Origin of the sequence: Flavobacterium phragmitis (assembly GCF_900112575.1) — a bacterium.
Lineage (GTDB): Bacteria > Bacteroidota > Bacteroidia > Flavobacteriales > Flavobacteriaceae > Flavobacterium > Flavobacterium phragmitis.
This window is the reverse complement of sequence record NZ_FOMH01000014.1, coordinates 34,585-60,503: the sequence shown is the minus strand read 5'-3', so window position 1 is coordinate 60,503 and position 25,919 is coordinate 34,585. Positions and strand designations below refer to the sequence as shown.

24 protein-coding genes are annotated in these 25,919 nt (G+C 32.4%); 10 read left to right on the top strand and 14 right to left on the bottom strand.

All coding sequences use genetic code 11. The annotated features are described in order from the left end of the window. Positions 1-31 precede the first annotated feature (31 nt). Genes BM289_RS21915 through BM289_RS21905 form a run of 3 tightly spaced genes read right to left on the bottom strand, consistent with a single transcriptional unit; the run spans position 32 to position 3,725 of the window. The gene (locus BM289_RS21915; RefSeq protein WP_091497919.1) at positions 32-1,420 is read right to left on the bottom strand and encodes a bifunctional UDP-3-O-[3-hydroxymyristoyl] N-acetylglucosamine deacetylase/3-hydroxyacyl-ACP dehydratase; all 1,389 of its coding nucleotides are present in this window, start codon (positions 1,418-1,420) and stop codon (positions 32-34) included. Next, positions 1,413-2,456 carry a UDP-3-O-(3-hydroxymyristoyl)glucosamine N-acyltransferase gene (lpxD, locus tag BM289_RS21910; RefSeq protein WP_091497680.1) on the bottom strand — a complete coding sequence of 348 codons (1,044 nt, stop codon included), beginning with the start codon at positions 2,454-2,456 and terminating at the stop codon, positions 1,413-1,415. Before lpxD ends, BM289_RS21915 begins: the two co-directional genes overlap by 8 nt. Before the next feature lie 39 nt (positions 2,457-2,495). Beyond that, positions 2,496-3,725, bottom strand: coding sequence for an HD domain-containing protein (locus BM289_RS21905; RefSeq protein WP_091497677.1), 1,230 nt, complete (start codon positions 3,723-3,725; stop codon positions 2,496-2,498). Positions 3,726-3,950: 225 nt separating this feature from the next. Here BM289_RS21905 and porX point away from each other — a divergent pair, with 225 nt between their 5' ends. The 4 genes from porX to BM289_RS21885 all read left to right on the top strand — a co-directional run bounded on the left by porX (position 3,951) and on the right by BM289_RS21885 (position 7,829). Continuing rightward, entirely contained in the window at positions 3,951-5,504 is a 1,554-nt protein-coding gene (gene porX, locus BM289_RS21900) for a T9SS response regulator signal transducer PorX (RefSeq protein ID WP_091497676.1), read from the top strand. A gap of 115 nt (positions 5,505-5,619) precedes the next feature. Beyond that, complete coding sequence (gene tsaE / locus BM289_RS21895) at positions 5,620-6,027, top strand: tRNA (adenosine(37)-N6)-threonylcarbamoyltransferase complex ATPase subunit type 1 TsaE (RefSeq protein WP_091497916.1); 408 nt, start codon at positions 5,620-5,622, stop codon at positions 6,025-6,027. A gap of 191 nt (positions 6,028-6,218) precedes the next feature. Continuing rightward, complete coding sequence (locus BM289_RS21890; protein WP_167365481.1) at positions 6,219-7,418, top strand: alanine dehydrogenase; 1,200 nt, start codon at positions 6,219-6,221, stop codon at positions 7,416-7,418. A gap of 36 nt (positions 7,419-7,454) precedes the next feature. Continuing rightward, a complete protein-coding gene (locus BM289_RS21885; RefSeq protein WP_091497673.1) occupies positions 7,455-7,829 on the top strand; it encodes a DUF4258 domain-containing protein in 375 nt (124 codons plus the stop codon). Positions 7,830-8,012: 183 nt separating this feature from the next. Here BM289_RS21885 and BM289_RS21880 read toward each other — a convergent pair whose 3' ends face one another. Continuing rightward, a complete protein-coding gene (locus BM289_RS21880) occupies positions 8,013-8,678 on the bottom strand; it encodes a uracil-DNA glycosylase (RefSeq protein WP_091497670.1) in 666 nt (221 codons plus the stop codon). Positions 8,679-8,795: 117 nt separating this feature from the next. Here BM289_RS21880 and BM289_RS21875 point away from each other — a divergent pair, with 117 nt between their 5' ends. Next, positions 8,796-10,961: an endonuclease MutS2 gene (locus BM289_RS21875; RefSeq protein WP_091497668.1), complete on the top strand. Its 2,166-nt coding sequence runs from the start codon at positions 8,796-8,798 to the stop codon at positions 10,959-10,961. 291 nt (positions 10,962-11,252) lie between these two features. After that, positions 11,253-11,666: a thiol-disulfide oxidoreductase DCC family protein gene (locus BM289_RS21870; RefSeq protein ID WP_091497665.1), complete on the top strand. Its 414-nt coding sequence runs from the start codon at positions 11,253-11,255 to the stop codon at positions 11,664-11,666. 120 nt (positions 11,667-11,786) lie between these two features. Here BM289_RS21870 and ettA read toward each other — a convergent pair whose 3' ends face one another. The 3 genes from ettA to holA form a co-directional block, all read right to left on the bottom strand. Beyond that, a complete protein-coding gene (gene ettA / locus BM289_RS21865) occupies positions 11,787-13,478 on the bottom strand; it encodes an energy-dependent translational throttle protein EttA (RefSeq protein WP_091497662.1) in 1,692 nt (563 codons plus the stop codon). Between the two features lie 76 nt (positions 13,479-13,554). Then, complete coding sequence (locus tag BM289_RS21860) at positions 13,555-13,737, bottom strand: CAL67264 family membrane protein (protein ID WP_091497659.1); 183 nt, start codon at positions 13,735-13,737, stop codon at positions 13,555-13,557. 64 nt (positions 13,738-13,801) lie between these two features. Then, positions 13,802-14,806, bottom strand: a complete 1,005-nt coding sequence (gene holA / locus BM289_RS21855) for a DNA polymerase III subunit delta (RefSeq protein WP_091497657.1) — start codon at positions 14,804-14,806, stop codon at positions 13,802-13,804. 69 nt (positions 14,807-14,875) lie between these two features. On the opposite strand from holA, the gene BM289_RS21850 reads away from it, so the two are divergent. The 3 genes from BM289_RS21850 to BM289_RS21840 are packed head-to-tail and all read left to right on the top strand — an operon-like array spanning position 14,876 to position 17,235. Then, positions 14,876-15,328, top strand: a complete 453-nt coding sequence (locus tag BM289_RS21850; protein ID WP_091497654.1) for a type I restriction enzyme HsdR N-terminal domain-containing protein — start codon at positions 14,876-14,878, stop codon at positions 15,326-15,328. A 21-nt stretch (positions 15,329-15,349) separates the two neighbouring features. Then, entirely contained in the window at positions 15,350-16,369 is a 1,020-nt protein-coding gene (locus BM289_RS21845; RefSeq protein WP_091497652.1) for a glycosyltransferase family 2 protein, read from the top strand. Positions 16,370-16,401: 32 nt separating this feature from the next. Next, entirely contained in the window at positions 16,402-17,235 is an 834-nt protein-coding gene (locus BM289_RS21840) for an OmpA/MotB family protein (protein WP_091497649.1), read from the top strand. A gap of 158 nt (positions 17,236-17,393) precedes the next feature. On the opposite strand, the gene BM289_RS21835 is transcribed toward BM289_RS21840, so the two are convergent. From BM289_RS21835 to BM289_RS21825, 4 genes are all read right to left on the bottom strand, one after another. Next, positions 17,394-18,014 carry an L-threonylcarbamoyladenylate synthase gene (locus BM289_RS21835; protein WP_091497648.1) on the bottom strand — a complete coding sequence of 207 codons (621 nt, stop codon included), beginning with the start codon at positions 18,012-18,014 and terminating at the stop codon, positions 17,394-17,396. A gap of 95 nt (positions 18,015-18,109) precedes the next feature. Further along, positions 18,110-20,446, bottom strand: a complete 2,337-nt coding sequence (locus tag BM289_RS21830; RefSeq protein ID WP_091497645.1) for an ATP-dependent helicase — start codon at positions 20,444-20,446, stop codon at positions 18,110-18,112. A gap of 217 nt (positions 20,447-20,663) precedes the next feature. Beyond that, positions 20,664-20,828: a hypothetical protein gene (locus BM289_RS25520; RefSeq protein ID WP_167365480.1), complete on the bottom strand. Its 165-nt coding sequence runs from the start codon at positions 20,826-20,828 to the stop codon at positions 20,664-20,666. A 116-nt stretch (positions 20,829-20,944) separates the two neighbouring features. Next, complete coding sequence (locus BM289_RS21825) at positions 20,945-21,712, bottom strand: sulfite exporter TauE/SafE family protein (protein WP_091497642.1); 768 nt, start codon at positions 21,710-21,712, stop codon at positions 20,945-20,947. Between the two features lie 124 nt (positions 21,713-21,836). Here BM289_RS21825 and BM289_RS21820 point away from each other — a divergent pair, with 124 nt between their 5' ends. After that, positions 21,837-22,361, top strand: coding sequence for a DUF7935 family protein (locus BM289_RS21820; protein WP_091497640.1), 525 nt, complete (start codon positions 21,837-21,839; stop codon positions 22,359-22,361). A gap of 8 nt (positions 22,362-22,369) precedes the next feature. On the opposite strand, the gene BM289_RS21815 is transcribed toward BM289_RS21820, so the two are convergent. From BM289_RS21815 to BM289_RS21805, 3 genes are all read right to left on the bottom strand, one after another. Then, positions 22,370-22,804, bottom strand: coding sequence for a hypothetical protein (locus BM289_RS21815; protein WP_091497637.1), 435 nt, complete (start codon positions 22,802-22,804; stop codon positions 22,370-22,372). Positions 22,805-22,814: 10 nt separating this feature from the next. Then, entirely contained in the window at positions 22,815-23,723 is a 909-nt protein-coding gene (locus BM289_RS21810; RefSeq protein ID WP_091497635.1) for a patatin-like phospholipase family protein, read from the bottom strand. Between the two features lie 129 nt (positions 23,724-23,852). Beyond that, positions 23,853-25,913: a M1 family metallopeptidase gene (locus BM289_RS21805; RefSeq protein WP_091497632.1), complete on the bottom strand. Its 2,061-nt coding sequence runs from the start codon at positions 25,911-25,913 to the stop codon at positions 23,853-23,855. Between the last annotated feature and the right edge of the window lie 6 nt (positions 25,914-25,919).

Genomic DNA, 25,919 nt, shown 5'->3' with positions numbered 1-25,919 from the left:
CACAAACCTAAACAATAAATTTGATAATTTATTATTGTTTTCTTGCAATTTGTGCCATTAATTCTGCCTCAGTTACTAATTTACCATTTGCATAAGCGTTTGCCTGCATATGACAAATTCCTCTTCTGATAGGAGAAATCAATTCGCATTTAAAAATTAACGTATCTCCTGGCAGTACTTTATGTTTGAACTTAACGTTGTCAATCTTCATAAAGTATGTTAAGTAGTTTTCAGGATCTGGAACTGTACTCAATACTAAGATTCCACCAGTTTGTGCCATTGCTTCTACAATTAAAACCCCCGGCATAACTGGAGCTTCTGGAAAGTGCCCTACAAAGAAATTCTCGTTCATAGTAACATTTTTCAAACCAACCACATGACGATCAGACATTTCAATAATTCTATCGATCAATAAGAATGGAGGTCTGTGAGGAAGCATTGACATGATTTTATGAATATCCATCAATGGTTCTTGATGTAAATCATAAGTAGGAACATGATTTCTCTGTTCTATTTTGATAATTTTAGCCAGTTTTTTAGCAAACTGAGTATTTACAAAGTGACCTGGTTTATTAGCAATAATTTTTCCTTGAATACGAACGCCAATTAAAGACAAATCTCCAATAACATCAAGTAATTTGTGTCTTGCGGCTTCGTTTGGATAATGTAAAGTAAGGTTGTCTAAAACCCCATTTGGTTTTACAGAGATTTCATCTTTACCAAATGCTTTCTTTAAATTTTCCATTGTAGATTCAGAGATTTCTTTATCTACGTATACGATTGCATTATTTAAATCTCCCCCTTTAATAAGGCCGTTTTCCAATAATGACTCTAATTCGTGTAAGAAACTAAAAGTTCTAGAACTAGCAATTTCTTCCTTAAAATCTGCTAAACTTTTTAAAGTTGCATTTTGAGTACCTAAAACTTTAGTACCAAAATCAACCATTGCTGTTACTTGGTATTCATCGCTTGGCATAACCAGGATTTCGCTTCCTGTAGCTTCGTCTGTAAATGAAATTACTTCTTTTACAACATAAACATTACGTTGTGCATCTTGCTCTTCAATACCAGCTTTTTCAATAGCTTCAACAAAATATTTTGATGAACCATCCATAATTGGAAGTTCAGAGGCATTCAATTCAATAATAATATTATCCAAATCGCAACCAACTACTGCAGCTAAAACGTGTTCAGGTGTTTGAATTTTTACTCCTAATTTCTCAAGATTTGTTCCTCTTTGAGTATTAACAACATAATTAGCATCAGCCTCAATGACTGGTTGACCTTGCAAATCTACTCTTACAAAAGTGAAACCATTATTAACGGGAGCAGGTTTAAAAGTCATTGTAACTTCTTTTCCAGTATGCAATCCAACTCCTGTTAGTGAAATTTCATTCTTGATGGTCTTCTGTTTAACCATTATTTCCATTTTTTGGGTTTATTATTTGTTTTTTTAATTCTTGAACTTCGGCCACTATCTTAGGAAGATTTTTAAAGTGAACATACGATTTGTTAAATTCAGTATATCCAAGAGATGGCGTTCCTTGTAAAACTTCATCATCTTTAATGTTTCTAGCAACTCCAGATTGTGCCTGAAGCCTAACATTATTTCCTATAATTAGATGACCTGCGATACCTACTTGTCCACCAATCATACAGTTCTCGCCTATTTTGGTAGAACCTGCCACGCCACTTTGAGCAGCAATAACTGTATTTTTTCCGATTTCGACGTTATGAGCAATCTGAATCTGATTGTCTAATTTAACTCCTTGTCTAATTATCGTAGATCCAAGAGTTGCTCTGTCAATAGTTGTATTTGCACCAATATCAACATTATCTTCAATAATAACATTACCAATTTGAGGTACTTTACTGTATTCTCCGTTTTCATTTGGAGCAAAACCAAAACCGTCAGCACCAATAATAACACCAGAATGAACTGTGCAATTATTGCCAATTACGGTTTCTGAATAAATTTTTGCTCCTGCAAAAATGAATACATTATCACCAATAGTAACATTGTCACCAATAAAACTATTTGGATAAATTTTTACATTATTACCTAAAACCACATTTTGTCCAATATAACTAAAACTACCTAAATATAGATTCTCTCCGTGTTTAGTTCCTTCAGACATAAAAGACTGAGGTTCGATACCGTTTTTATTTAATTTTACCTGATTATAAAAGTGTAAAAGTTTAGAAAATGCTGCATAAGCATCTTCTACCTTTATTAAAGTAGTAGTAATTTCCTGTTCGGGAATAAAGCTGTCATTAACAATTGTTACTGTCGCTTTTGTAGTATATATATAATTGATATACTTTGGATTAGCCAAAAAAGTAAGCGATCCCTCTTCGCCTTCTTCGATTTTAGAAAGCTTAGAAACCTCTGCATTGAGATTCCCGACAACTTCTCCTTCTAAAATTCCTGCTATTTGTTCTGCTGTAAATTTCATCGCGACAAAAATATAAAAAATAGGTTTTAAATGTTAATTTTAGATAAGTTGTTTTGGGAAACAGATATAATATTTTGTTACCAATTTAGATAACGATTTCAAATTCAGCTGGTCAGAAGCTTCCACAACATCTTCAATTGTTTTATCTTTTTTCAAAATTCTGATAGGTTCAGCTTCTTTACTGTATGCTTGATTTTTAATTTTTCCTCTAAAAATAAAATATCCTGCATCTACAGCCGAGATTTGATGCGCTTCTGCAAATTCTTCTTTTAAAGATTGTGATTCTTCCATCGGAATCTTTTCTGCACTCAACTTAATCTTTAACAAATCTCTATTAATGATCATTTTGCTTAAAGTAGAAAGTATAAAATCACTATGTCTCTGCCATGCTTTTAAGGCGCTTATAATATCAAAATCATCTAATTGAGAAAACAAATCCAGTTTTTCGGCATCAAAGTCTTCAAGTGTTACCTTATTATGCATGAAATACGAAAGCGGTTCACTGCAAGGTAATTTAATTCCTTTTAACGTCAATTCTTTCGCTCTTTTTAGCACTTTCATCAGAATTAATTCGGCAACCAAACTTGTTTTATGCAAATAAGCCTGCCAATACATTAATCTTCTGGAAAGCAGAAATTTCTCTACAGAATAAATTCCTTTTTCTTCTATAACCAAAACATTGTTCTCCACATTCATCATCTGAATCAAACGTTCAGAATTCACATTTCCTTCTGCAACTCCTGTATAAAAACTATCCCGTTTTAAGTAATCCATTCGATCCATATCCAATTGACTAGAAATCAATTGCAACATGAATTTTCTATGATATTCTCCTTTAAATACCTGAATCGCCAAACTTAATCTTCCATCAAATTCGTCATTCAGCTGATTCATAAATAATAATGAAATCGCTTCGTGGTGCACATCTTCAACAATACTTTTTTCCATTGCATGAGAAAATGGTCCGTGTCCAATATCGTGAAGTAGAATCGCGATTAACAGTGCATTTTCTTCTTCTTCAGAAATGACAACATCTTTAAAACGAAGCGTATCAATTGCTTTTTTCATCAAATGCATGCATCCTAAAGCATGATGAAAACGAGTATGATTTGCTCCTGGATACACTAAATACGACAATCCCATCTGAGAAATTCGACGTAAACGCTGAAAATATGGATGCTGAATCAAATCGTAAACCAGCTCATTTGGAATCGTTATAAAGCCATATATAGGATCGTTGAATATTTTAAGTTTGTTGATATGAGTCACTAGTGCGATATTTTTTAGGTCAACAAATATAAGTAAATAAGTATAAAGAGATTGGTGTTTTTTATTTAAAAATGAAAGTCGAAATTATAATGATTATCAATAAAATAGATTAAAAAATGTTAAATTTTAAAATAAATTCATAGTTCTGCTTTGGTAATTTTATACTATTTTTAATAGTTTTTAAGTTCTATTACTTTTAAATTGCAGTATAAATTAATTTGTTTTATGGATAAGATCAAAATACTTTGGGTCGATGATGAAATCGATCTTTTAAAGCCCCACATATTATTTCTGGAAAAGAAAAACTACGAAGTAACTACTTGTAATAACGGCCTTGATGCAATTGCCTTATTTGAAGAAGATAATTTTGATATTGTTTTTCTGGATGAAAACATGCCCGGAATGAGTGGCCTGGAAACACTTTCTGAAATGAAAGAAAAAAAATCAGCTATTCCAATGATTATGATTACCAAAAGCGAAGAAGAATATATTATGGAAGAAGCCATAGGTTCTAAAATCGCCGATTATTTAATCAAACCAGTTAATCCTAATCAGATTCTATTAAGTTTAAAGAAAAATCTGGATGATTCAAGGTTAATTACTGAAAAAACCACTTTAGATTACCAGAAGGAATTCAGAAAAATTGCAATGGAATTGGCAATGGTCAATTCTTACGAAGATTGGATCGAGTTGTATAAAAAGTTATTGTTCTGGGAGTTAAAACTAGAAGATATAAACGATACAGCAATGATCGAAATTCTGGAATCTCAGAAAGTAGAAGCCAATTCGCAATTTGGAAAATTTATTGAACGAAATTATGAAGATTGGTTTGCACCAAAAGCAGACAAGCCAATTATGTCCAACAATCTATTCAAGGAACTGGTTGTTCCTGAACTTAAAAAGAAAGAAAAACCAATTCTTTTCGTAGTAATTGACAATCTTAGATATGATCAATGGAAAGCCTTTGAATCTGTTGTGGCTAATTATTATAAATTAGAAAAAGAAGTCCCTTATTATTCTATTCTTCCAACCGCTACGCAATACGCCCGAAATTCAATTTTCTCAGGTTTAATGCCTGTTGAAATGGAAAAACAATTTCCTCAATATTGGAAAAATGACGTGGAAGATGGAGGAAAAAACCTTTATGAAGCAGAATTTCTTTCAGCACAATTAAAGCGTTTAGGCTTAAATATTAAGGAAGATTATTTCAAAATCACAAATTATTCTGGAGGTAAAAAGTTAGCCGAAAACTTTAAAGCTTTAAAAGGAAACGACTTAGTAACGGTAGTTTACAATTTCGTCGACATGCTTTCACATGCTAAAACTGAAATGGAAGTTGTAAAAGAATTAGCTTCAGATGACAAAGCCTATCGTTCATTAACATTGAGCTGGTTTAAAAATTCTCCTTTATTAGAGATTATCCAACAAGCACAGCTTTTAGGCTTTAAATTGATCCTAACTACGGATCACGGAACAATTAATGTAAAAAATCCGTCGAAAGTTGTGGGAGATAAAAATACAAGTTTAAATTTGCGTTACAAAACGGGTCGTAGTTTGACATACGAGCAAAAAGATGTTTATGTAGTTAAAGAACCTAAAACAATTGGTCTTCCTGCAATAAATATGAGTAGCTCGTTTATTTTTGCCAAGAATGATTTTTTCCTGGCTTATGTAAACAACTACAATCATTATGTAAGTTATTACAAAAACACGTATCAACATGGAGGAATTTCACTAGAAGAAATGATCATTCCGTTTTTGGTATTTAATCCGAAATAAAAAGTATATCGCCACGAATTACACAAATTATCACTAATTTATTTTGATAATTTGTCAAGAAAACAAGTTTTAATTCGTGAAAATTAGTGAAATTCGTGGCAAAAATAAAACAACAATGAACATCGTTTTTTCATTAGATCAAATTCAGGAAGTTGCACAGCAGATAATAGATTCTAATCCTAAAAAAATTATTCTTTTTAATGGAGAAATGGGAGTTGGAAAAACTACATTAATCAAGCAATTATGTAAAACTTTAGGGGTTCAGGACGCAACCAGCAGTCCAACATTTTCTTTAGTTAACGAGTATTCTGCCAGCAACAATCAAATTGTGTATCATTTTGATTTTTACCGATTAAATAAAGAAACCGAAGCTCTGGATATGGGTGTCGATGATTATTTATATTCTGGAAATTGGTGTTTTATTGAATGGTCTGAAAAAATCGCAAGTTTAATTCCAGAAGAACATTCTACAATAAATATCAAATTACTTTCTGACGGAAAAAGAGAATTGAATCTAAGTTAAAATCTTTGTGAATCTCTGTGTCAACTCTGAGAATCTTTGTGGAATAAAGCGACAGAGCAATATATAAAACAATTTATCGCCTGAGAAGTATAAAAAATTTCTTAACATTCCCATTTACAGTATTAGCAGAATTTTTGCATTAATTTTAAAACTTTTTACGTAATTTGTACCTTTAATTTTTTGCGCAATCCATGTCAATTACCTTAACTCCGTTTACAAAACAACAATTAATACCGCAGGAAGAAAAACTTGAGGTTGGTCGTTTTAAAAGAGAATTATTTATAGGAATTCCTAAGGAAACCAGTTATCAGGAACGTCGTATCTGTCTTACTCCTGATGCCGTAAATTCCCTAACTTATGCCGGACATCGTGTAATGATTGAATCCGGAGCCGGAGAAAGTTCAAGTTATACAGATAAGGAATATGCAGATGCAGGTGCCGAAATCACAAAAGATACTAAAAGAGTTTTTGGCTGTCCGATTTTATTAAAAGTCGAACCGCCTACATTAGCTGAAATTGAAATGATTAATCCTGAAACGACTATCATTTCGGCTATTCAGCTTAAAACCAAAAAGAAAGAATACTTTGAAGCATTAGCAAAAAAGAAAATCACAGCTTTAGCTTTTGAATATATCAAGGATGAAGACGGCTCTTATCCTGCCGTTAAATCCTTAAGCGAAATTGCAGGAACTGCATCTGTTCTAATTGCTGCGGAATTAATGATTACAAACGAGTTCGGAAAAGGGCTTTTATTTGGAAATATTACGGGCGTTCCTCCTACTGAAGTAGTTATCCTTGGAGCTGGAACTGTTGGCGAATTTGCTGCAAAAACTGCAATAGGATTAGGTGCCAATGTAAAAGTTTTTGACAATTCAATCACCAAACTTCGTCGTCTTCAAAATAATTTAAGCCAGAGAATTTTCACTTCTACCATACAGCAAAAAGGACTTTTAAAAGCTTTAAGACGTTGTGATGTCGCTATTGGCGCGATGCGTGGAAAAGAAAGATGTCCAATCGTAGTAAGCGAAACCATGGTGGAACACATGAAAAAAGGCGCTGTAATTGTTGATGTAAGTATCGATACGGGAGGTTGTTTTGAAACTTCTGAAGTTACAACTCACGAAAAACCTACCTTTATAAAAAATAACGTTTTACATTATTGCGTTCCAAATATTCCATCTCGTTATTCCAAAACCGCCTCATTATCAATAAGTAACATTCTAACACCATATCTGCATCAGATAGCCGAAGATGGTGGTTTAGAAAGTGCTATAAGATGCAACAAAGGACTTAAAAACGGAATATATCTGTATCACGGAATCCTAACAAACAAAGCTATTGGCGACTGGTTTGATTTACCTGATAACGATATTAATTTACTTGTATTTTAAAGGAACTTTAATGTACCTTTGCAAAAAAATTATTTCATGAAGTTCGTACACCGTTTTGCATATTACTTAATCGGCCTAATTATGGGTTGTTTTATTGTTTCAGGATTTTTTATTGGTAAAGACACCCGTTGCAATTATTTCCCAAATGCCCGAGTTTTAAATAATCTTCGTACAAAACCTTTTCAATATTCAGATAAAGCTGTTCAAACCCTAAGCGAAAAATGGGTTGATACGGCTGATATAAAAAACACTTTAACTTACGGAGATGTTGATTTTGACCAAAGCAATATTCCGTTCAAAAAAGGAAAACTGTATATCATTGAAGGGAAAACGGCAAAAAATCAGCCGATTATTTTAAAAGTGGTGAATTATGAGAATAAAGCTGTTTTAGAAGAAATTTTAAAAAAATAATATTTCTGTCATTTCGACTGAAAGGAGAAATCACACTAGATTTTCCGCAAAGTAAAATCCAATCTTTGTAGAGTCTCTAGTGTGATTTCTCCTTTCAGTCGAAATGACAAAATTGAGAAAAAAAAGCAAAGTTTTTCCCTTTGCCCCTTTGTTACTCTGAAACTTTGTAACTTTAAAAAAAAATCACCACTCAATTTCTTTCAATCCTTTAGATTTTAAGAATTCATTGGTCTGACTAAAATGTTTGTTTCCAAACCAAAAACCTCTATTAGCGCTCAACGGCGAAGGATGTCCCGATTTTAAAATATAATGTTTTGATGCATCAATCAAAGAAGCTTTTTTCTGAGCGAAACCACCCCAAAGTAAAAAAACAACATTTTCAGATTTAGCAGAAATTTGTTTGATTACAGCATCGGTAAATTTTTCCCAGCCTTTTCCCTGATGGCTTCCGGCTTCAGATTGTCTTACGGTCAAAGTAGCATTTAAAAGAAAAACGCCCTGATCTGCCCATCGCTCCAAGTTTCCTGTTTTTGGCAATGGCTTACCCAAATCGGTTTCGATTTCTCTAAAAATATTATATAGTGAAGGCGGAAACGGAATTCCGTCATTTACAGAAAAACATAATCCGTTAGCCTGATTTGGACCATGATAAGGATCTTGTCCAATTATAACCACTTTTACCTGATCAAAATGACAATGATCAAAAGCCGAAAAAATCTGATTCCCTTTTGGATAACACACTTTTGTCGCGTATTCAGATTTTACAAAATCAATTAAGGTATTGAAATATGGTTTTTCAAATTCTTCATTCAAAACAGGTTTCCAAGAAGAATGCATTTTTACGTCCATAACTTTTTTTTGCGAATTTCAGAAATTAATACTAAAAATCATATTTATGCATAGATAATTTTCGATTTCAATCATAATGTTTTTGTACTTTTGCCTTTACTTTCATAAAGTTATTAAATGATCAGTATTACCGAAAAAACGTTACAAGACTTACAATTTCCAACCGTTCTAGAAACCATTTCAGATGGATGCAACACCGATATTGGAAAAGAAAAGGCTTTACAAATAAAACCAATCAGAGACAAAGAAGAATTGATGCAGTCTTTAATGCAGACATCAGAATATGTATCTTCATTTCAAAATAATAACGCAATTCCAAATCATGGATTTGATGCGATTACTCATGAAATAAAATTTCTTGCCATAGAAGACAGTTTTCTTGAAGTGGGAAGTTTTAGAAAAATTGCTAATCTTTCTGCAACAACAAATGTACTATTGAATTTCTTAAAAAAATTCGATGACTACTATCCTAATCTAAATGCAAGAGCTTCAAGAGTAGAACTGACTAAAGATATCATTACTGCGATTGATACTATTGTAGATAAATACGGAGAAATTAAAGACAACGCCTCTCCTGCTTTGGCTGGCATTCGTCAGAATATGAATTTGGTTCGCGGAAAAGTAAATCAAAGTTTTGGTTCTGCTTTAACACAGTATAATAGTTTAGGATATTTAGATGATATTAAAGAAAGCTTTGTTCAGAACCGTAGAGTTTTAGCGGTTTTGGCAATGTATCGTCGAAAAGTAAAAGGTTCTATTTTAGGAAGTTCTAAAACTGGAAGCATTGCTTACATCGAACCAGAAGCCACTTTAAAATATTCTAGAGAATTAGCAAATCTGGAATATGAAGAGAAAGAAGAAATTACAAGAATTTTAAAAAATCTGTCTAATGTAATTCGCCCTTATCTTCCTTTATTAATTGAATATCAAGATTTTTTAAGCGATATTGATGTCGTTGCAGGTAAGGCAAAATATGCAAATCGAATTAATGCAATTTTACCAACAATTACTGAAGAAAGAAGATTATTCTTTAGAGAAGCGTATCATCCAATTTTGTATCTGAACAACAAACAGAAAAAGGAAGTAACTCATCCACAAACCATTGAGTTAAAACAAGAAAATAGAATTATTGTAATCTCGGGGCCAAATGCCGGAGGAAAAACGATTTCCTTAAAAACAGTTGGCTTATTACAATTGATGCTACAATCCGGAATTTTGATTCCGGTTCATGAAAGAAGTGAAACTTTCTTGTTTGACAGAATCTTAACTGATATTGGAGACAATCAATCTATTGAAAATCATTTAAGTACTTATTCATATCGTTTAAAAAACATGAATTACTTTTTAAAGAAATGTAATAAAAAAACCATGTTTTTGATTGATGAATTTGGTACTGGTTCTGATCCTGAATTGGGTGGAGCTTTGGCGGAAATTTTCTTAGAAGAATTTTACCATCGTGAAGCTTTCGGAATTATCACAACACACTATTCTAATTTAAAAATTTTAGCAAACGAATTGCCTTATGCTACAAATGCGAATATGATGTTTGATGAAAAATCTCTTGAACCAATGTACAAGTTAGCTTTGGGACAAGCAGGAAGTTCATTTACTTTTGAAGTTGCTCAGAAAAACGGAATTCCGTTTGGACTGATCAATCGTGCGAAAAAGAAAATCGAGGTTGGAAAAGTTCGTTTTGACAAAACAATTGCTACTCTTCAGAAAGAGCGTTCGAAATTGGAAAAAACGTCGCTGAATTTAAAAGAAGAAGAAACTCGTGCACGTGAGGAAAGTAAAAAGATGGAAAACATTAATACTAAAATCCAGCAGAAATTAGAAAGCTATCAGGAATTATACGACAGTAATCAAAAAATAATTTACATTGGACAAAAAATTGATGATATTGCTGAGAAATATTTCAACAACAAAAACAAAAAAGAACTAATTGGCGAATTTTTGAAAATTGTTGAGATTGAAAATTCGAAACGCAAAAAAGCAACTCCGAAAGAAGTCAAAGCAAAAGTTGAAAAACAAAAAGAAATTATTGCTGAAGTACAGGTAAAAGTCGAAGAAATTAGAAAAGAGAAAAAAGAGAAAAAACTTAAACCTGTTGTCGAAAAACCTAAACCAATTTTAAAAGTAGGTGATCGAGTAAGAATGCTTGACGGAAGATCTGTGGGAAGTATTGATTTGATAGAAAAAAATAAAGCAACAGTAAATTACGGGATCTTTACTTCGAAAGTAAGTTTGGATGAATTAGAATTAGTTGAAGCAGTTAAAAAATAAAGGTTTCAGTTGTCCATACAATTTTCAACCTAAAAAAAGCTAAAAAATAGTCAAAATCAAAATAAAGCGATTTAAGAAACGATAAAAAGTAAAACGACAAAAGAGGTCAACAATTTTTAAAAACACATTAAAATAAATTTATTAAAGCCAGTTTTAATATATTAAAATTATAAAAAATTTAAACTTAATAGATTTTATAAATACATCCTCTATAAACTGTTTTTCTTGTCCATTTTAACACTTTTTACACGTATTAAAACTTGAAATATTAAATCTAAAATTCTGTTTTTAATGGAAAGTCTTCCAAAAGATAAAAAAATAATTCTTTTTGATGGAGTTTGCAATCTCTGTGATTCTGCTGTGAAATTTATTATCCAACATGACAAGAAAGATGTTTTCAGATTTGTAGCATTACAATCAGAATTAGGAATAAAAATTTGCAAACATCTGGGAATTAGTTTTTCAAAAATGGACAGCATTATTTTATACAATCCTGAAACTGCCTATTTTTACAAATCTTCAGCTGTTATTGAAATAGCTAAAAATTTTGGTGGTTTTTGGAAATTACTCCAAATCTTTAGAATTGTACCTATTTTTATCAGCGACAGGATTTATGATTACGTTGCTAAAAACAGATACAATTGGTATGGCAAAAAAGAAAGCTGTATGATTCCCACTCCGGAATTGAAATCAAAATTTCTTTAAATTTTTAAATTCCAATTTAGAAATTCCAAATTCAAATTTAGTATAATTCAAAACCTAATAAAAAATCCCAAATTCACAATAATTGGAATTTGGGATTTTCATATTGAAATTTTCAGATTCTTATCTAATCAATTTTCTGTATTTAATACGTTTTGGAGTTAAGTCACCACCAAGACGTTTCTTTTTATTTTCTTCATATTCCGTAAAACTTCCTTCAAAAAAATAAACTTCAGAATCTCCTTCAAAAGCTAGAATGTGCGTACAGATTCTATCTAAGAACCATCTGTCGTGAGAAATAATTACAGCACAACCAGCAAAATTCTCCAAACCTTCTTCCAATGCACGAAGTGTATTAACGTCAAGGTCATTCGTAGGCTCATCCAGTAAAAGTACGTTTCCTTCTTCTTTTAAAGTCATTGCTAAGTGCAAACGGTTACGCTCACCACCTGACAACATAGAAACTTTTTTGTTTTGCTCTCCACCACCAAAGTTGAAACGTGATAAATAAGCTCTTGAGTTCACTTGCTTTCCTCCCATCATAATCAACTCCTGACCATCAGCAAAGTTTTCCCAAATAGATTTGTTCGGATCAATATTAGCATGAGACTGATCTACGTAAGCAATTTTTACAGTTTCACCAACCGTAAATTCACCACTGTCAGTAGCTTGCTCACCCATAATCATTTTGAAAATAGTAGATTTACCTGCACCGTTTGGTCCGATAATTCCAACAATACCAGCTTGTGGCAAAGTAAAATTCAAATTATCATATAATAATTTATCACCAAATGCTTTTGCAACATTTTTAGCTTCAATAACATTTGTTCCTAAACGAGGACCATTTGGAATGTAGATCTCTAATTTCTCATCCAGTTGTTTTTGATCTTCATTTAATAATTTATCGTAGTTCTGTAAACGCGCTTTTTGTTTTGTCTGACGACCTTTCGCACCTTGGCGAACCCACTCCAGCTCACGCTCTAAAGTTTTTCTTCTTTTTGAAGCAACTTTTTCTTCTTGCGCTAAACGATTCGATTTTTGATCCAGCCATGAAGAATAGTTTCCTTTCCACGGAATACCTTCTCCTCTATCCAACTCTAAAATCCATCCTGCAACATTATCAAGGAAATAACGGTCGTGCGTTACAGCAATTACAGTTCCTGCATATTGTGCTAAATGTTGCTCTAACCAAAGTACTGACTCCGCATCTAAGTGGTTGGTAGGCTCATCCAGAAGTAAAACATCTGGTTGTTGCAACAACAAACGGCATAAAGCTACACGACGACGCTCACCACCAGAAAGGTTTTTAATTGGTGTATCCCCGTCTGGAGTACGTAACGCATCCATTGCGATTTCTAATTTTGTATCGATTTCCCAAGCACCCAGAGCATCAATTTTATCTTGCAATGCTGCCTGACGGTCCATCAATTTATCCATTTTGTCCTGATCTTCGTAATATTCCGGAAGACCAAACAAATCATTAATTTGATTATATTCCTCTAAAACTGCCATAGTTTCAGCTGCACCTTCACGAACAATTTCGATAACAGTTTTAGAATCATCAAGAATTGGTTCCTGCTCTAAATATCCAACAGTGTAACCTGGCTGAAAAACTACATCACCTTGATAATTTTTATCAACCCCTGCAATAATTTTTAAAAGAGAAGATTTTCCAGAACCGTTAAGACCTAAAATACCAATTTTTGCTCCGTAGAAAAAACTCAAATAAATATTTTTAAGTACTGGTTTGTCTGCTCCCTGATAGGTTTTACTCAATTTCTGCATTGAGAAAATTACTTTCTTATCGTCTGACATTTTTTATTTTTTATTTTTTATTTTTATTATTTACTTTTTTTTTTTGATATTGCAATTGTTATTGCCATTGAATATTTTAAACTCTACCTTTTAATGCATTAAAAACCCATGCATTAGCTAAAAACCCAACTCCAACAGCTCCAAATCCCCATCCTGAAACATCACTATATCTAAAAGCCCCGAGACCTATAAGCAAGAATCCCATTAGTACCATTATAAAAGTTGCCCAGCCTAAGACAGTATTTTTATTCATTCCCATAATTGTGTAATAATTTTAAAGTAGTAAAATTTTTAGAAACGCAAATATCGTGAATTTTAATGGCTTAATTAAATATTTTATACAGCATTTCTTTTAAGAGATCAGATTGTGGTAAAGCATTCGCTCCGACACCTTTACTTTTAATATCGATATCTCGTAAAGCACCTACAATCTGACTTACCTTTCGCATTGGATAATTTTTCACAGCCAAATCATACTCTTTTAGAAAGAACGGATTTACACCAAGAACCGATGCCACATTTTTAGGGTTTTTATCTTTTAATCCGTGATATTTTAAAAGCTGTACAAAAAAACCAAACACCAAACCAGTTGTCATAACCAACGGATACTCTTTTGGATTATGAGCAAAATTATCTGCTATCTTGTAAGCTTTCAACTGATTGCGTTCTCCAATTGCTTTTCGAAGTTCAAAAACATTATAATCTTTACTAAAACCAATATTTTCTTCAATATGTTCTGCCGTAATCATTGTGCCTTTCGGCAAAATAATCTGCAGTTTTTCCAGTTCATTATTAATTTTACTCAAATCAGTTCCTAAAAACTCCACAAGCATGGCATTTGCTTTGGGATCAATAGTATATTTTTTTCCTGCCAATACGCGTTTAATCCAGTCTCCAACCTGATTTTCGTATAATTTTTTACTTTCGAAAACCACTCCTTTTTGCCCCAGTAATTTGGTAACTTTTTTACGTTTATCAAGTGTCTTATATTTATAGCAAAACACTAAAACGGTAGTCTGCATCGGATTATCTACATAAGATTCAATTTTATCAATTGTCCTTGATAACTCCTGAGCTTCTTTTACAATAACAACCTGACGATCAGCCATCATCGGATAGCGCTTAGCTGTTGAAACAATATCGTCTACAGAAACATCTCTTCCGTACAAAACCGTCTGGTTAAAACCTTTTTCTTCTTCGGCTAAAACATTCTCTTCAATATATTCCGATAACTTATCTATATAATAAGGTTCTTCACCCATTAAAAAATAAATTGGCTTTATATCTCCGGCTTTAATATCGTTGACAATTTTAATTACTTCGTCCATTTAATTATTGTTTCAAGTTTAAAGTTTCAAATTCGTTTGAAACGAAAAACTATTTTTTATTTTTGCTCTATGATTAAACTTAATTTCCCTGCTTATAGTTTCCGATTCAAAAATAACGAAAATAAAGTCTCTATTTTTGATGAAATCAGGAAAAAATTTATAATTCTCACACCAGAAGAATGGGTTCGTCAACACGTTGTCCATTTTTTAATGCATGAAAAAAAATATCCAAAATCTTTAATCAATGTAGAGAAAGTTTTAACTGTCAATGGATTACGAAAGCGTTACGATGTTGTGGTATTCAATCCAGATGGCACAATACACATCTTAGTAGAGTGTAAAGCACCCGAAGTTAAAATCTCTCAGGCAACTTTTGATCAAATTGCTCGTTACAATATGACAATGCAGGCACGGTTTTTGAATGTCACAAACGGACTAAACCATTTTTACTGTCAAATGGATTTTGAAAACGAAAGATATGAGTTTTTAAGAAGCCTGCCTGACTATAAAGAAAACCATTAAAAATAAATAATTAAAGTACTTTTGGATAAGATAGCAGTAGTCATTTTAAATTGGAACGGAGTAAAATTGCTGGAGCAGTTTTTACCATCTGTTATTCAGTTCTCAGAAGGCGCGACGATTTACGTTGCAGACAATGACTCTAAAGATAATTCAGTTGAATTTGTTCAACAAAATTTCCCTACAATTAAAATTGTAAAAAACACTGGCAATCATGGCTTTGCAAAAGGCTACAATGATGCTTTACAACATATTGATGCTGAAATTTATGCATTAGTAAATTCAGATATTGAAGTAACCGAAAATTGGCTTAAACCCATTTTGGAAACTTTTGAAAATGAAAAACAAACTGCTATTATCCAGCCTAAAATTCTTGATTTTAAAAACAAGGAATATTTCGAATATGCTGGAGCCGCAGGTGGTTTCATTGACAAATATGGTTTTCCTTTCTGCAGAGGAAGGATTTTTGAAACCTTAGAAAAAGACAACGGACAATACAATGATAACAGTGAATTATTCTGGGCATCTGGCGCTTGTTTCTTTATCAGAAAAAATGTTTATCATGAACTTGGAGGTTTTGATGAAAGCTTTTTTGCTCATCAAGAAGAAATTGATTTATGCTGGCGTGCTTTAAACGAAGGACATATTATTAAATACAATTATCAGTCTCTGGTTTATCATGTTGGGGGAGCAACTTTACAACAAGGCAATCCAAAAAAGACGTATCTGAATTTTAGAAATTCATTATTAATGCTTGTCAAAAATCTACCGAAAAGAGGATTATTCTGGGTGATTTTCTTCCGTATGGTTTTAGACGGTATTGCAGGTATGCGCTTTCTTACACAAGGGAAAATTGGACATACTTTTGCCATTTTAAAAGCACATTTTTCATTTTATTGCGTATCTTTAAAATATCTCGGAAAACGAAAAGAATTTCAGATTCAGCAATACTATATGGTAAAAAGCATCGTTTTTCTTTATTATATAAGGAAAATGACCTTATTTAAAGAAATCTTTAACAGTATTCAAAATATTAAAAACTAAATTTGTAATCAAGTCTAATTAAAATTAAATTTATGAGAAAAATAGTTATCGCACTATCAGTATTAATGGCCCTAACGTCATGTGTTTCTAAAAAGAAATATGCGGAATTAGAAGCTAAAAACAAAGAGACTCAAGATTTGTTAAACTCTTGTACTGTAAAATTAAACACGTGCTTAGAAGAAAAAGCTGGATTAGCTGCAACAGCTGAGAGCTACAAACAACATAATCAAGACTTAATCAACAGTTCTAAAGATTTAACCATCTTAACAACTAAAGGTGCTGAAAACCTAGAGAAATCTCTTGAAAGCTTAAAAGAAAAAGATTTGAAAATCTCTAGACTTCAAGATGCTTTAACTAAGAAAGACAGTGTTACTTTAGCATTAGTTACAAGCTTAAAAGGAGCTGTTGGAATCAACGATCCAGATATCGAAGTAAATGTTGAAAAAGGAGTTGTATTCATCTCTATCGCAGATAAATTATTATTCAAAAGCGGTAGCTATGACGTAAGTGATAAAGCTAAAACTGTTTTAGCTAAAGTTGCTAAAGTTGTAAATGACAAACCTGATTTCGAATGTATGGTTGAAGGCCACACTGATAATGTACCATACAAAAGCAACGGAATTATCTTAGACAACTGGGATTTAAGTGTTAAGCGTTCTACTTCTATCGTTCGTGTATTAACAAACGATCTTGGTGTTAACCCAGCTAAATTAATTGCTGCAGGTAGAAGCTCTTATGTACCATTAGTTGCTAATGATACTGCTGAAGATAAAGCTCGTAACAGAAGAACTCGTATCGTAGTTATGCCAAAAATCGATCAGTTCTATGATATGATTGAAAAAGAAATGAAAAAACAAGCTAAATAATTCCTTGTTTTAGATTTTATAAAAACAGAAAAAGCAGGTCAATCGACCTGCTTTTTTGTATCCTAAAAAGAATAAAAGTATTTTAGATAACTAACTAAATTTTAACTGTAATAAAGTTAGGCATTATTTTTATAAGTTTACACAATTAAAGTATTTATTTACAAAATATCAATATCACCCTTTCCTTCTCTTACAATAACTGGCTCATGTTCAGAAAGATCTATAATTGTAGAACCCACATTATCTCCATAACCACCATCAATTACCATATCTACAAGATGTTGCCATTTTTCGAAGATTAATTCTGGATCTGTAGTATATTCAATTACATCATCCTCATCCCGAATCGAAGTCGAAACTACTGGATTTCCTAATTGACGTACAATTTCTAAAATGATATTATTATCTGGAACACGAATACCAACTGTAGTTTTCTTTTTAAATTCCTTCGGAAGATTGTTATTCCCTGGCAAAATAAAAGTATAAGGTCCCGGTAACGCTCTTTTCAAAATTTTAAAAGTCGAGGTATCAATTTGGCGTACATAATCTGAAAGGTTACTCAAATCATGGCAAATAAAAGAAAAATTCGCCTTTTCTAATTTCACTCCTTTAATTCTAGCGATTTTTTCTAATGCTCTTGAATTGGTAATATCACAACCTAAACCATAAACAGTATCTGTTGGATAAATTACCAATCCACCATTCTGAAGCACTTTTACTACTTTTGCAATTGCTGCTTCACTTGGTTTATCTGGGTATATTTTTATAAATTCGGCCATTTTGTTTTTTATTTAAAGTTAGGTTTGTTTTGAGTTAAAAACATTACACTTTTAAAATTTCATATTTCATATTTATCGCCTAATAATTAAAACAATTATCCAACGATATCTAATTTAGCAAATCTTAAAAGCAATTTCTTAATTCCCCCTACTTCAAATTTTATTTCTGCTTTTCTATCTGCACCAACACCTTCCATATTAATAACTTCACCTTTTCCAAAACGTTCGTGCATTACAATATTTCCGATTGTCAATTTGTTGTCAAATAAATTTGCACCACTTGCATTTGGATTAGTTCCTGTAACAGGTTTTAGTTTTCTAATATTAAGATCCGGTTTCGGACTATTATCGGTAACATTTTTAGGAGGAGTTCCTGCAACAGGTTTGTTTAATCTCAATTTAGATTTATCTACATCTCCAAAAATATCTCCATCAATTGGCGACTTATAACGGTAATTGGTTTCTGCAGGAGTTAGATATTCCAAATACTGATCTTCGATTTCCTCAATAAATCTAGAAGGTTCACTATCTGTTAGTTTTCCCCAACGGTAACGTGATTGTGCATAAGTCAAATAAGCCTGATGTTCAGCTCTTGTTAAAGCAACATAAAATAATCGACGCTCTTCTTCCAATTCACTTCTTGTACTCATACTCATGGCACTCGGAAATAAATCTTCTTCCATTCCTACCACAAAAACGTGTGGAAACTCCAATCCTTTTGCCAAGTGAATTGTCATCAAAGCCACGCGATCATCATCATTGGTATCTTTATCTAAATCTGTTGCTAAGGCTACATCTTCCATAAACTCAGAAAGCGCACCTCTAGCTCCGTCAATTTCTCTTTGTCCTTCAGTAAAGTCTTTAATACCGTTCAAAAGTTCTTCGATGTTCTGAATCTTTGCCATTCCTTCAGGAGTCGCATCTTTTTTCAATTCCTGAACCAAACCGGTTTTCTTGGCAACATGATCCGTAATATAAAAGGCATCCTGATTTTGATCAATTACCTGAAAACTCTGAATCATCGTCACAAAATCTTTCAATTTGTTTTTTGTTCCAGCATTTAATTTCAGGTCGATTTTATCAATATTCACCATTACTTCCCAAATCGAACGTTTGTAATGGTTAGCCGCAATAGTTAATTTTTCGACAGTTGTATCTCCAATTCCACGGGCTGGATAATTAATTACACGAATTAGCGCTTCCTCATCTTTCGGATTTAAAACCAAACGTAAGTAACACAAAACGTCTTTAATTTCTTTACGTTGATAGAAAGATAATCCGCCATAAATTCGATATGGAATATCACGTTTCCTCAAAGCGTCCTCCATCGCACGCGACTGCGCATTGGTACGATACAAAATTGCAAAAGAACCATTATGCAACTGGTGCTGCATTTTCTGCTCAAAAATGGTGCTCGCAACAAAACGGCCTTCTTCAGCATCTGTCAAACTTCGGTGGACTTTAATTTTTGGTCCAAATTCGTTAGCCGTCCAAACTACTTTATCCAGTTTGGTTTTATTATGTTCCATTACAGTATTCGCCGCTTCCACGATATTTCGCGTCGAACGGTAATTCTGCTCCAAACGAAACATTATTACCCCTTCATAATCTTTTTGAAAATTCAAAATATTATTGATATTCGCTCCACGGAAAGCATAAATACTCTGCGCATCATCCCCAACCACGCAAATATTCTGAAATCTATCCGATAAAGCTCTAACAATCAGATACTGAGAGTGGTTCGTATCTTGGTACTCATCAACCAGAATATAACGAAAACGGTCCTGATATTTAGCTAAAACTTCCGGAAAACGATTCAGTAATTCGTTGGTTTTCAACAACAAATCATCAAAATCCATTGCTCCAGCTTTAAAACAGCGTTCCACATACTGTTGATAAATTTCTCCTAATCTTGGTCTTTTTGCCATTGCATCGGCTTCAACCAATTCTGGATTATTAAAGTACGCTTTAACCGTAATCAAACTGTTCTTATAATTGGATATACGCCCCAGAATTTGTTTTGGTTTGTAAATATCACGATCCAGCTGCATTTCCTTAATAATCGAAGAAATTAATCTCGCTGAGTCTTGAGAATCGTAAATAGTAAAATTAGAAGGATAACCTAAATGATCCGATTCTGCACGAAGAATACGTGCAAAAATCGAGTGAAAAGTTCCCATCCAAAGATTTTTTGCTTCAGATGCTCCCACAATATCCGAAATCCTTTGTTTCATCTCACGAGCCGCTTTATTGGTAAAAGTAAGCGACAAAATATTGAAAGCATCAATTCCTTGAGCCATCAAATACGCAATCCTAATTGTTAAAACACGGGTTTTTCCCGAACCTGCACCAGCAATAATAATCATTGGCCCGTCTTTCTTTAAAACAGGCGCTCTCTGTGCTTCGTTGAGCTGGTCAATATATTTCTGCATGTAATTTTTCTCCTTTTATGCAAAATTAAGAATTTAAAAAGAAAGTTCCTAAGATACTGAGATGCTAAGGTTCTAAGTTTTTTTTGAAGCCAAAGAATAGGCATTTTATCAAACAAGGATTCCCGCTTTCGGCTTTATCTCTTCGCTCCACTACGAGGATATCGCCTCTATCGGGGCTAGATTTAAACAATTGGCTTTCTTTAAATAATTCGAAAAATCAATTTTTAATATTGTACTTCTTTTGTAATTTTTCTTTAAACTCGGAAAAAGAAATAGTTCTACCGTTTCTTATATCATCCTCACTTTTCTGAAGCTCTTTAAGAATGGTATCACCTGACAAATCATCATAAAAATCTTGAGAATCTTCGATAATTTCATTCATAATTATAGTTTTAATTATTTAATAAATATAATAATTGCAAATTAGAATTGCTAATGGTTTTGGTGAACGGTTGCTAAAAAAAACTTAGCAACTTAGCGCCTCAGAATCTTAGTATCTCATTTAAGAAACACATCATAAGCAAATCGAATCAAAGTTCCAACCACCACAATCAAAAAGAAAATTCGAATAAAACCATTTCCTTTATTAATTGCCAGTTTAGCGCCAAGCCAGCCTCCAAGTCCGTTGCTTATTGCCATTGGAATTGCAATTGTCCAGATGATTTTACCTTTCATCATAAATAAACAAATCGAACCAAAATTAGTCGCCAAATTCACCATTTTGGCATTAGCGGAAGCGTGAAGAAAATCAAAACCCAAAAGTGCAATAAAAGCCACTACAAAAAAACTTCCTGTACCTGGACCGATAAATCCATCATAAAAACCAACAATTATACTGATTACAACGGCATAAATTATTTGTGTCATTTCAGAATGGTCTTTAGCCACGTGTTGTCCAAAGTTTTTCTTAGCATACGTATAAATAAACAATAACGATAAAACAACTAATAAAAGCGGTTTCATAAAATCATTACTAACAAGCGTTAAAACCGTTGATCCTAAAAATGCAGAAGGAACCGCCAAACACATCATTATGATTAATAATTTCCACTGAATTACCACTTTTTTTAAATACTGAAAAGCGGCAAAAGCAGTACCGCTAAAAGCTGGAATTTTTAGAGTGCCAATAACTGTAGAAACTGGAAGATTGGGCAATAAAATTAGTCCCATTGGAGTTTGAATTAATCCGCCACCACCAACAATAGCATCAATAAATCCCGCGGCAAAAGCAGCCAAACAAAGGAAAAGTATTATGTATGAATCCATTAAAAATATATTTCACTAACTTTAAAAAACAAGTCGTAAAAGTACAGTTTCCTTTTTGTTTATTGTCACAAATTTAAAATGGATTTCTCGTCAAAAAGTATATTTTTGCTTAAAAATTATACCAATGGATTTTAACAAAATAATAGAACTCGCTAGTTATACTTTGCCAGCAATAGTTACAGGATTTGTAGCTTATCGTTTTTTTGAACTGCATATTAAGAACAACGATAGAAAACGTGCTTTTTTACTAAATAAACAAGCACATAAAGAATCTCTTCCAATTCGTCTGCAGGCTTTTGAGCGCATGACTTTGTTTTTAGAGCGTATTAATTTAACGAAACTACTAATTAGAGTTTCTCCAATCTCACAAAACAAACACGATTACGAAAACTTTCTAATCGATCAAATAGAACAAGAATTCGAACACAATTTAACGCAGCAGATTTATATGTCTGAAGAATGCTGGACCATCATTGCGACAGCTAAAAATGCAACAATTCAAATGATTCGCAAGGCTGCAATGAGCGATAAAGTAGAAAATGCCGATAAATTGCGTGAAGTAATTTTAAATGATTTATTAGAAAAACAATCACCAAGTAACGCTGCTTTGAGCTTTATTAAAAATGAAGTGGCCGAACTTTGGTATTAAACGTACTTTTAGATTGATTTTAATATTTTCTGACCCCAATCTTCATCTGTATCAGAAATTAAGATAGTTTTAAAACCAAACTTTTCACCTTCAATTTCGACTCCTATTGAATCATCTATATGAACATCAATATTAAACATGGGAGGAAACTTTGAACAAGAAAAATTCCTATTAGATATATTTTTATGGTGTTTCTGTTGATTTATAATATAATCAACAGAAATACCATAAGTATAGAATATCCACTTTATTCTTGATATACTTCTATGAGAGGTTGTATAAATATAAATTTTATGTTTTCTTCTTCTTAATTCTTTAAACAACAATAATGTTCCTTTTCTTATTCTTTCGATTTTAAGCAACTTCTGAAATACATTTACTTTCTCTAAATCGAATTTATTATTTGCTATTAAAGTATCGTCAAGATCAAAGGAAATTATCATAATATAAATCTCAAATCAATATTTTGTTATCACTCATAACTTCCGATTTATTCTGAGCATATTCATAACCCTGTTCCCACCATTCCTTCATAACATCCTTATTAAAAATCAAGGCGTTATCGGTTAATTTTATCGGAGTGTAATATAAATTAAGTTTTACATTCTTGTTCGTTGCCATAAGTTTTCCTATAGCAATATCATGTTTTTCTACCTGATCTAAAGCGATCCGAAACAAGTCAATCATTAGAGAAAACGGGTTTTTGCCAATAACTGTTTTTGTTGTATTTACTTCTGTTTCTAAAACAATAACATCAATTTCAGTAGCACCTCTGTTGATTGCTTCACGTATTGGAACCAAACTTGAGAATCCTCCGTCTCCATATTCACAATTGTTTTTTTCGACCAGACTCATAAAAGGAACATAGTTGCTGGAAATCCAAGACCACTCGCAAAACTCCTCATAAGTACAATCTTTAACCGATTTATATTCTGATTCGTTTTTGGTAAAATTAGTTACTGTTACAATAACGTCTGTTTTCAGCTTTTTAAGTTTGTTGAAGTCAGATAAAGAGAAATTATTCTGTATGTATTTCTTTAATCCTTTACTTTCTCCAAAAGTTCTTTTTCCTTTAAAAAACTGACGCAAAACATTAAAGTGATTAATCGTTACTATGTCAACTCCATCTTTATTTTTAACCACAAAAGGACAAATATTAAAAATACTTGCCATCGTAACATTGGTATAAACAGAATGTATTTTTTTAATATGACCGAGAGCTAAATGCGGAATTAATAAACTTCCAGTTGAAGTTCCTAAAAACAAATCGTATTCGTGCTTTTTTTCTTCTATTAAATACTGGGCAACACCACCGGCAAAAGCACCTTTACTGCCACCACCTGAAATAACCAATGCTCTCATAAAATGTATGTAGGTTTTATTTTTGGGTTTTTATTCAAGAAAAAAGAATATAGAATATAAACTTTTATTGAATCTATTCTCTTTACTCTATTCTCTTTACTCTATTTTCTATGCTCTATTTTCTATGCTCTACTCTTTCAACAAACGATCTAATTGAAATTGTTCATCGGGGTTCAAATTAGGCAAAATTCTATTAAATGAAGCACGCATTTCAGGATTTTTTAATAAAAGTCGAATGGTATCTCTTCCAAACTTTGAAAACTGCCACATATGATGCGTCGTTGCTCCAACTAAATTACTCAAAACCTGATCGTTAATTATTTTAAAAGCAATCAACTTTTCTAAAGCATTTTGTCTTGTTGTCGCTTCATATTTAGTAGACGAAAAAGCGATTAATTCATTGATCAAAGGCTCGGGATCAGAAGTGTAATTTGTCGTTGATAATGCTAGCGAAAGCCATAAAGTACGCAGGTTATAATCATTAAAACCAATCCAGTTTCTAGATTTGTCCAAATAAGTAGTTCTATGAGACGGAAAATTTCTCCAAAGCCAATACAAAGCTATTTCTTGAGTTTGATACGATTTATCATCCAAAAAAGTTTCATAATTTGCTCTGAAGTCTTCAGGGATTTTAGTCATAGTTTCCGCTATATTCTGACGAACCTGAATATCATTAGTTTCCAATGCTAAAAGTAAAAGTGGTTTCTTTGCTTCATATTTTTCATTTTCCAATTGGTCTACAATCGCTTCTTTTACTGAACGATAAACATTAGATTCCAAAGTAGTTTTTAAAATATCTATTTTTTCAGCCAAGGGTGTTTTCTTTAACTTATCGATTTCCAATCTTTTCTCAATGGCTTTATTCTTGCTCAGCAATGCATTCGCCGTCGGTGTATCAAAAACTGTTGATTCCAGCCATGTCTTTTTAAACTTATCCAAATCAAAATCAGATACTTTTTTAATCTCATCGAAGAAATTCTGAGTATTTACGGTTTTATAAGCATATTTGTTCAAATAACTTTTTATTGCCTTTTTAAAAGCTTTATCTCCAATAGATTCATGCAAAACAAATAAAGTCCAAGCTCCTTTTTCGTAAAATGTTAATGAACTTGCTTTAGCATTTAAAACCGGAATTGTATCGGTTCTCGAAGCAAATTTGATTTGCTGCGCAGTATCGTATAATTTGGAATAAAAATAATCTTCTCCATAAATATCTTTTTCTGCCAATAACGCAAAATAAGTCGCAAATCCTTCCTGAAGCCAATGATGCGTACTACTTTCTGCTGTGATTAAATCTCCAAACCAGTGATGTGCTAATTCATGGGCATCAACATTAGTATAATTTCGATCGCAGAAACCAATTGAATCTACCACATAACGAGTCGCAAAAAGTGTCGCGGTTGTATTTTCCATTCCCGCATACAAAAAATCACGAACTGGAATTTGTCTATTAATCTGCCAAGGATATTTAACTCCGATTTCCTTCTCCAGAAAATCAAAAATACGCTTTGAGTAACGGTAAGTCGGTTCAAAACGATTGGAATCTTTTGGCTCGTAATAATACTCTAATGGAATTTTGCTTTTAGATTTAAATTCTTTTTTATCGAATTTTCCAATTGCCAACATCAGCAAATAGGAACTCATTGGTTTTTCCATTTTGTACTGCCAATGAATTAGATTTCCATCTTCTTTTTTTTCTTTTAAAAGTCCATTAGACACAACCTGATATTCTTTATCAAACGAAATTCCTAAATTGAAAATTAGTTTCTCATTTACATCATCAAAACTCGGAAACCAATTGCTGGTATACCTTCCTTGTCCTTGTGTCCAGATCTGAACTTCATCATTTTCAATATCAACAAAATATAAAGCTTGTTTTGGCTTTGTTTTATAATTGAAAGTTAAACGATTTTGTCCTTTCTCAAAATGAGAAATCAATTTTAATTGTTTATTGTTATTTTGAATGGTTACTTCTTTGTCATTGATTTTCACATTGGAAAATTCCATGTTTTTAGCATCAAGCGAAATGGTGTCACAATCCCTTAAAACCTCAAATTGAAAATCGACGGCACCCGAAATTGTTTTTTCTTTTGAATTTAAAGACAATTGCCCTGAAACCGATTTGAAATCAACATTCTGTGTTTGCTGTGCAAAAATAAAACTGGTAAATAATAGGAAAATATATTTCATTGAAAA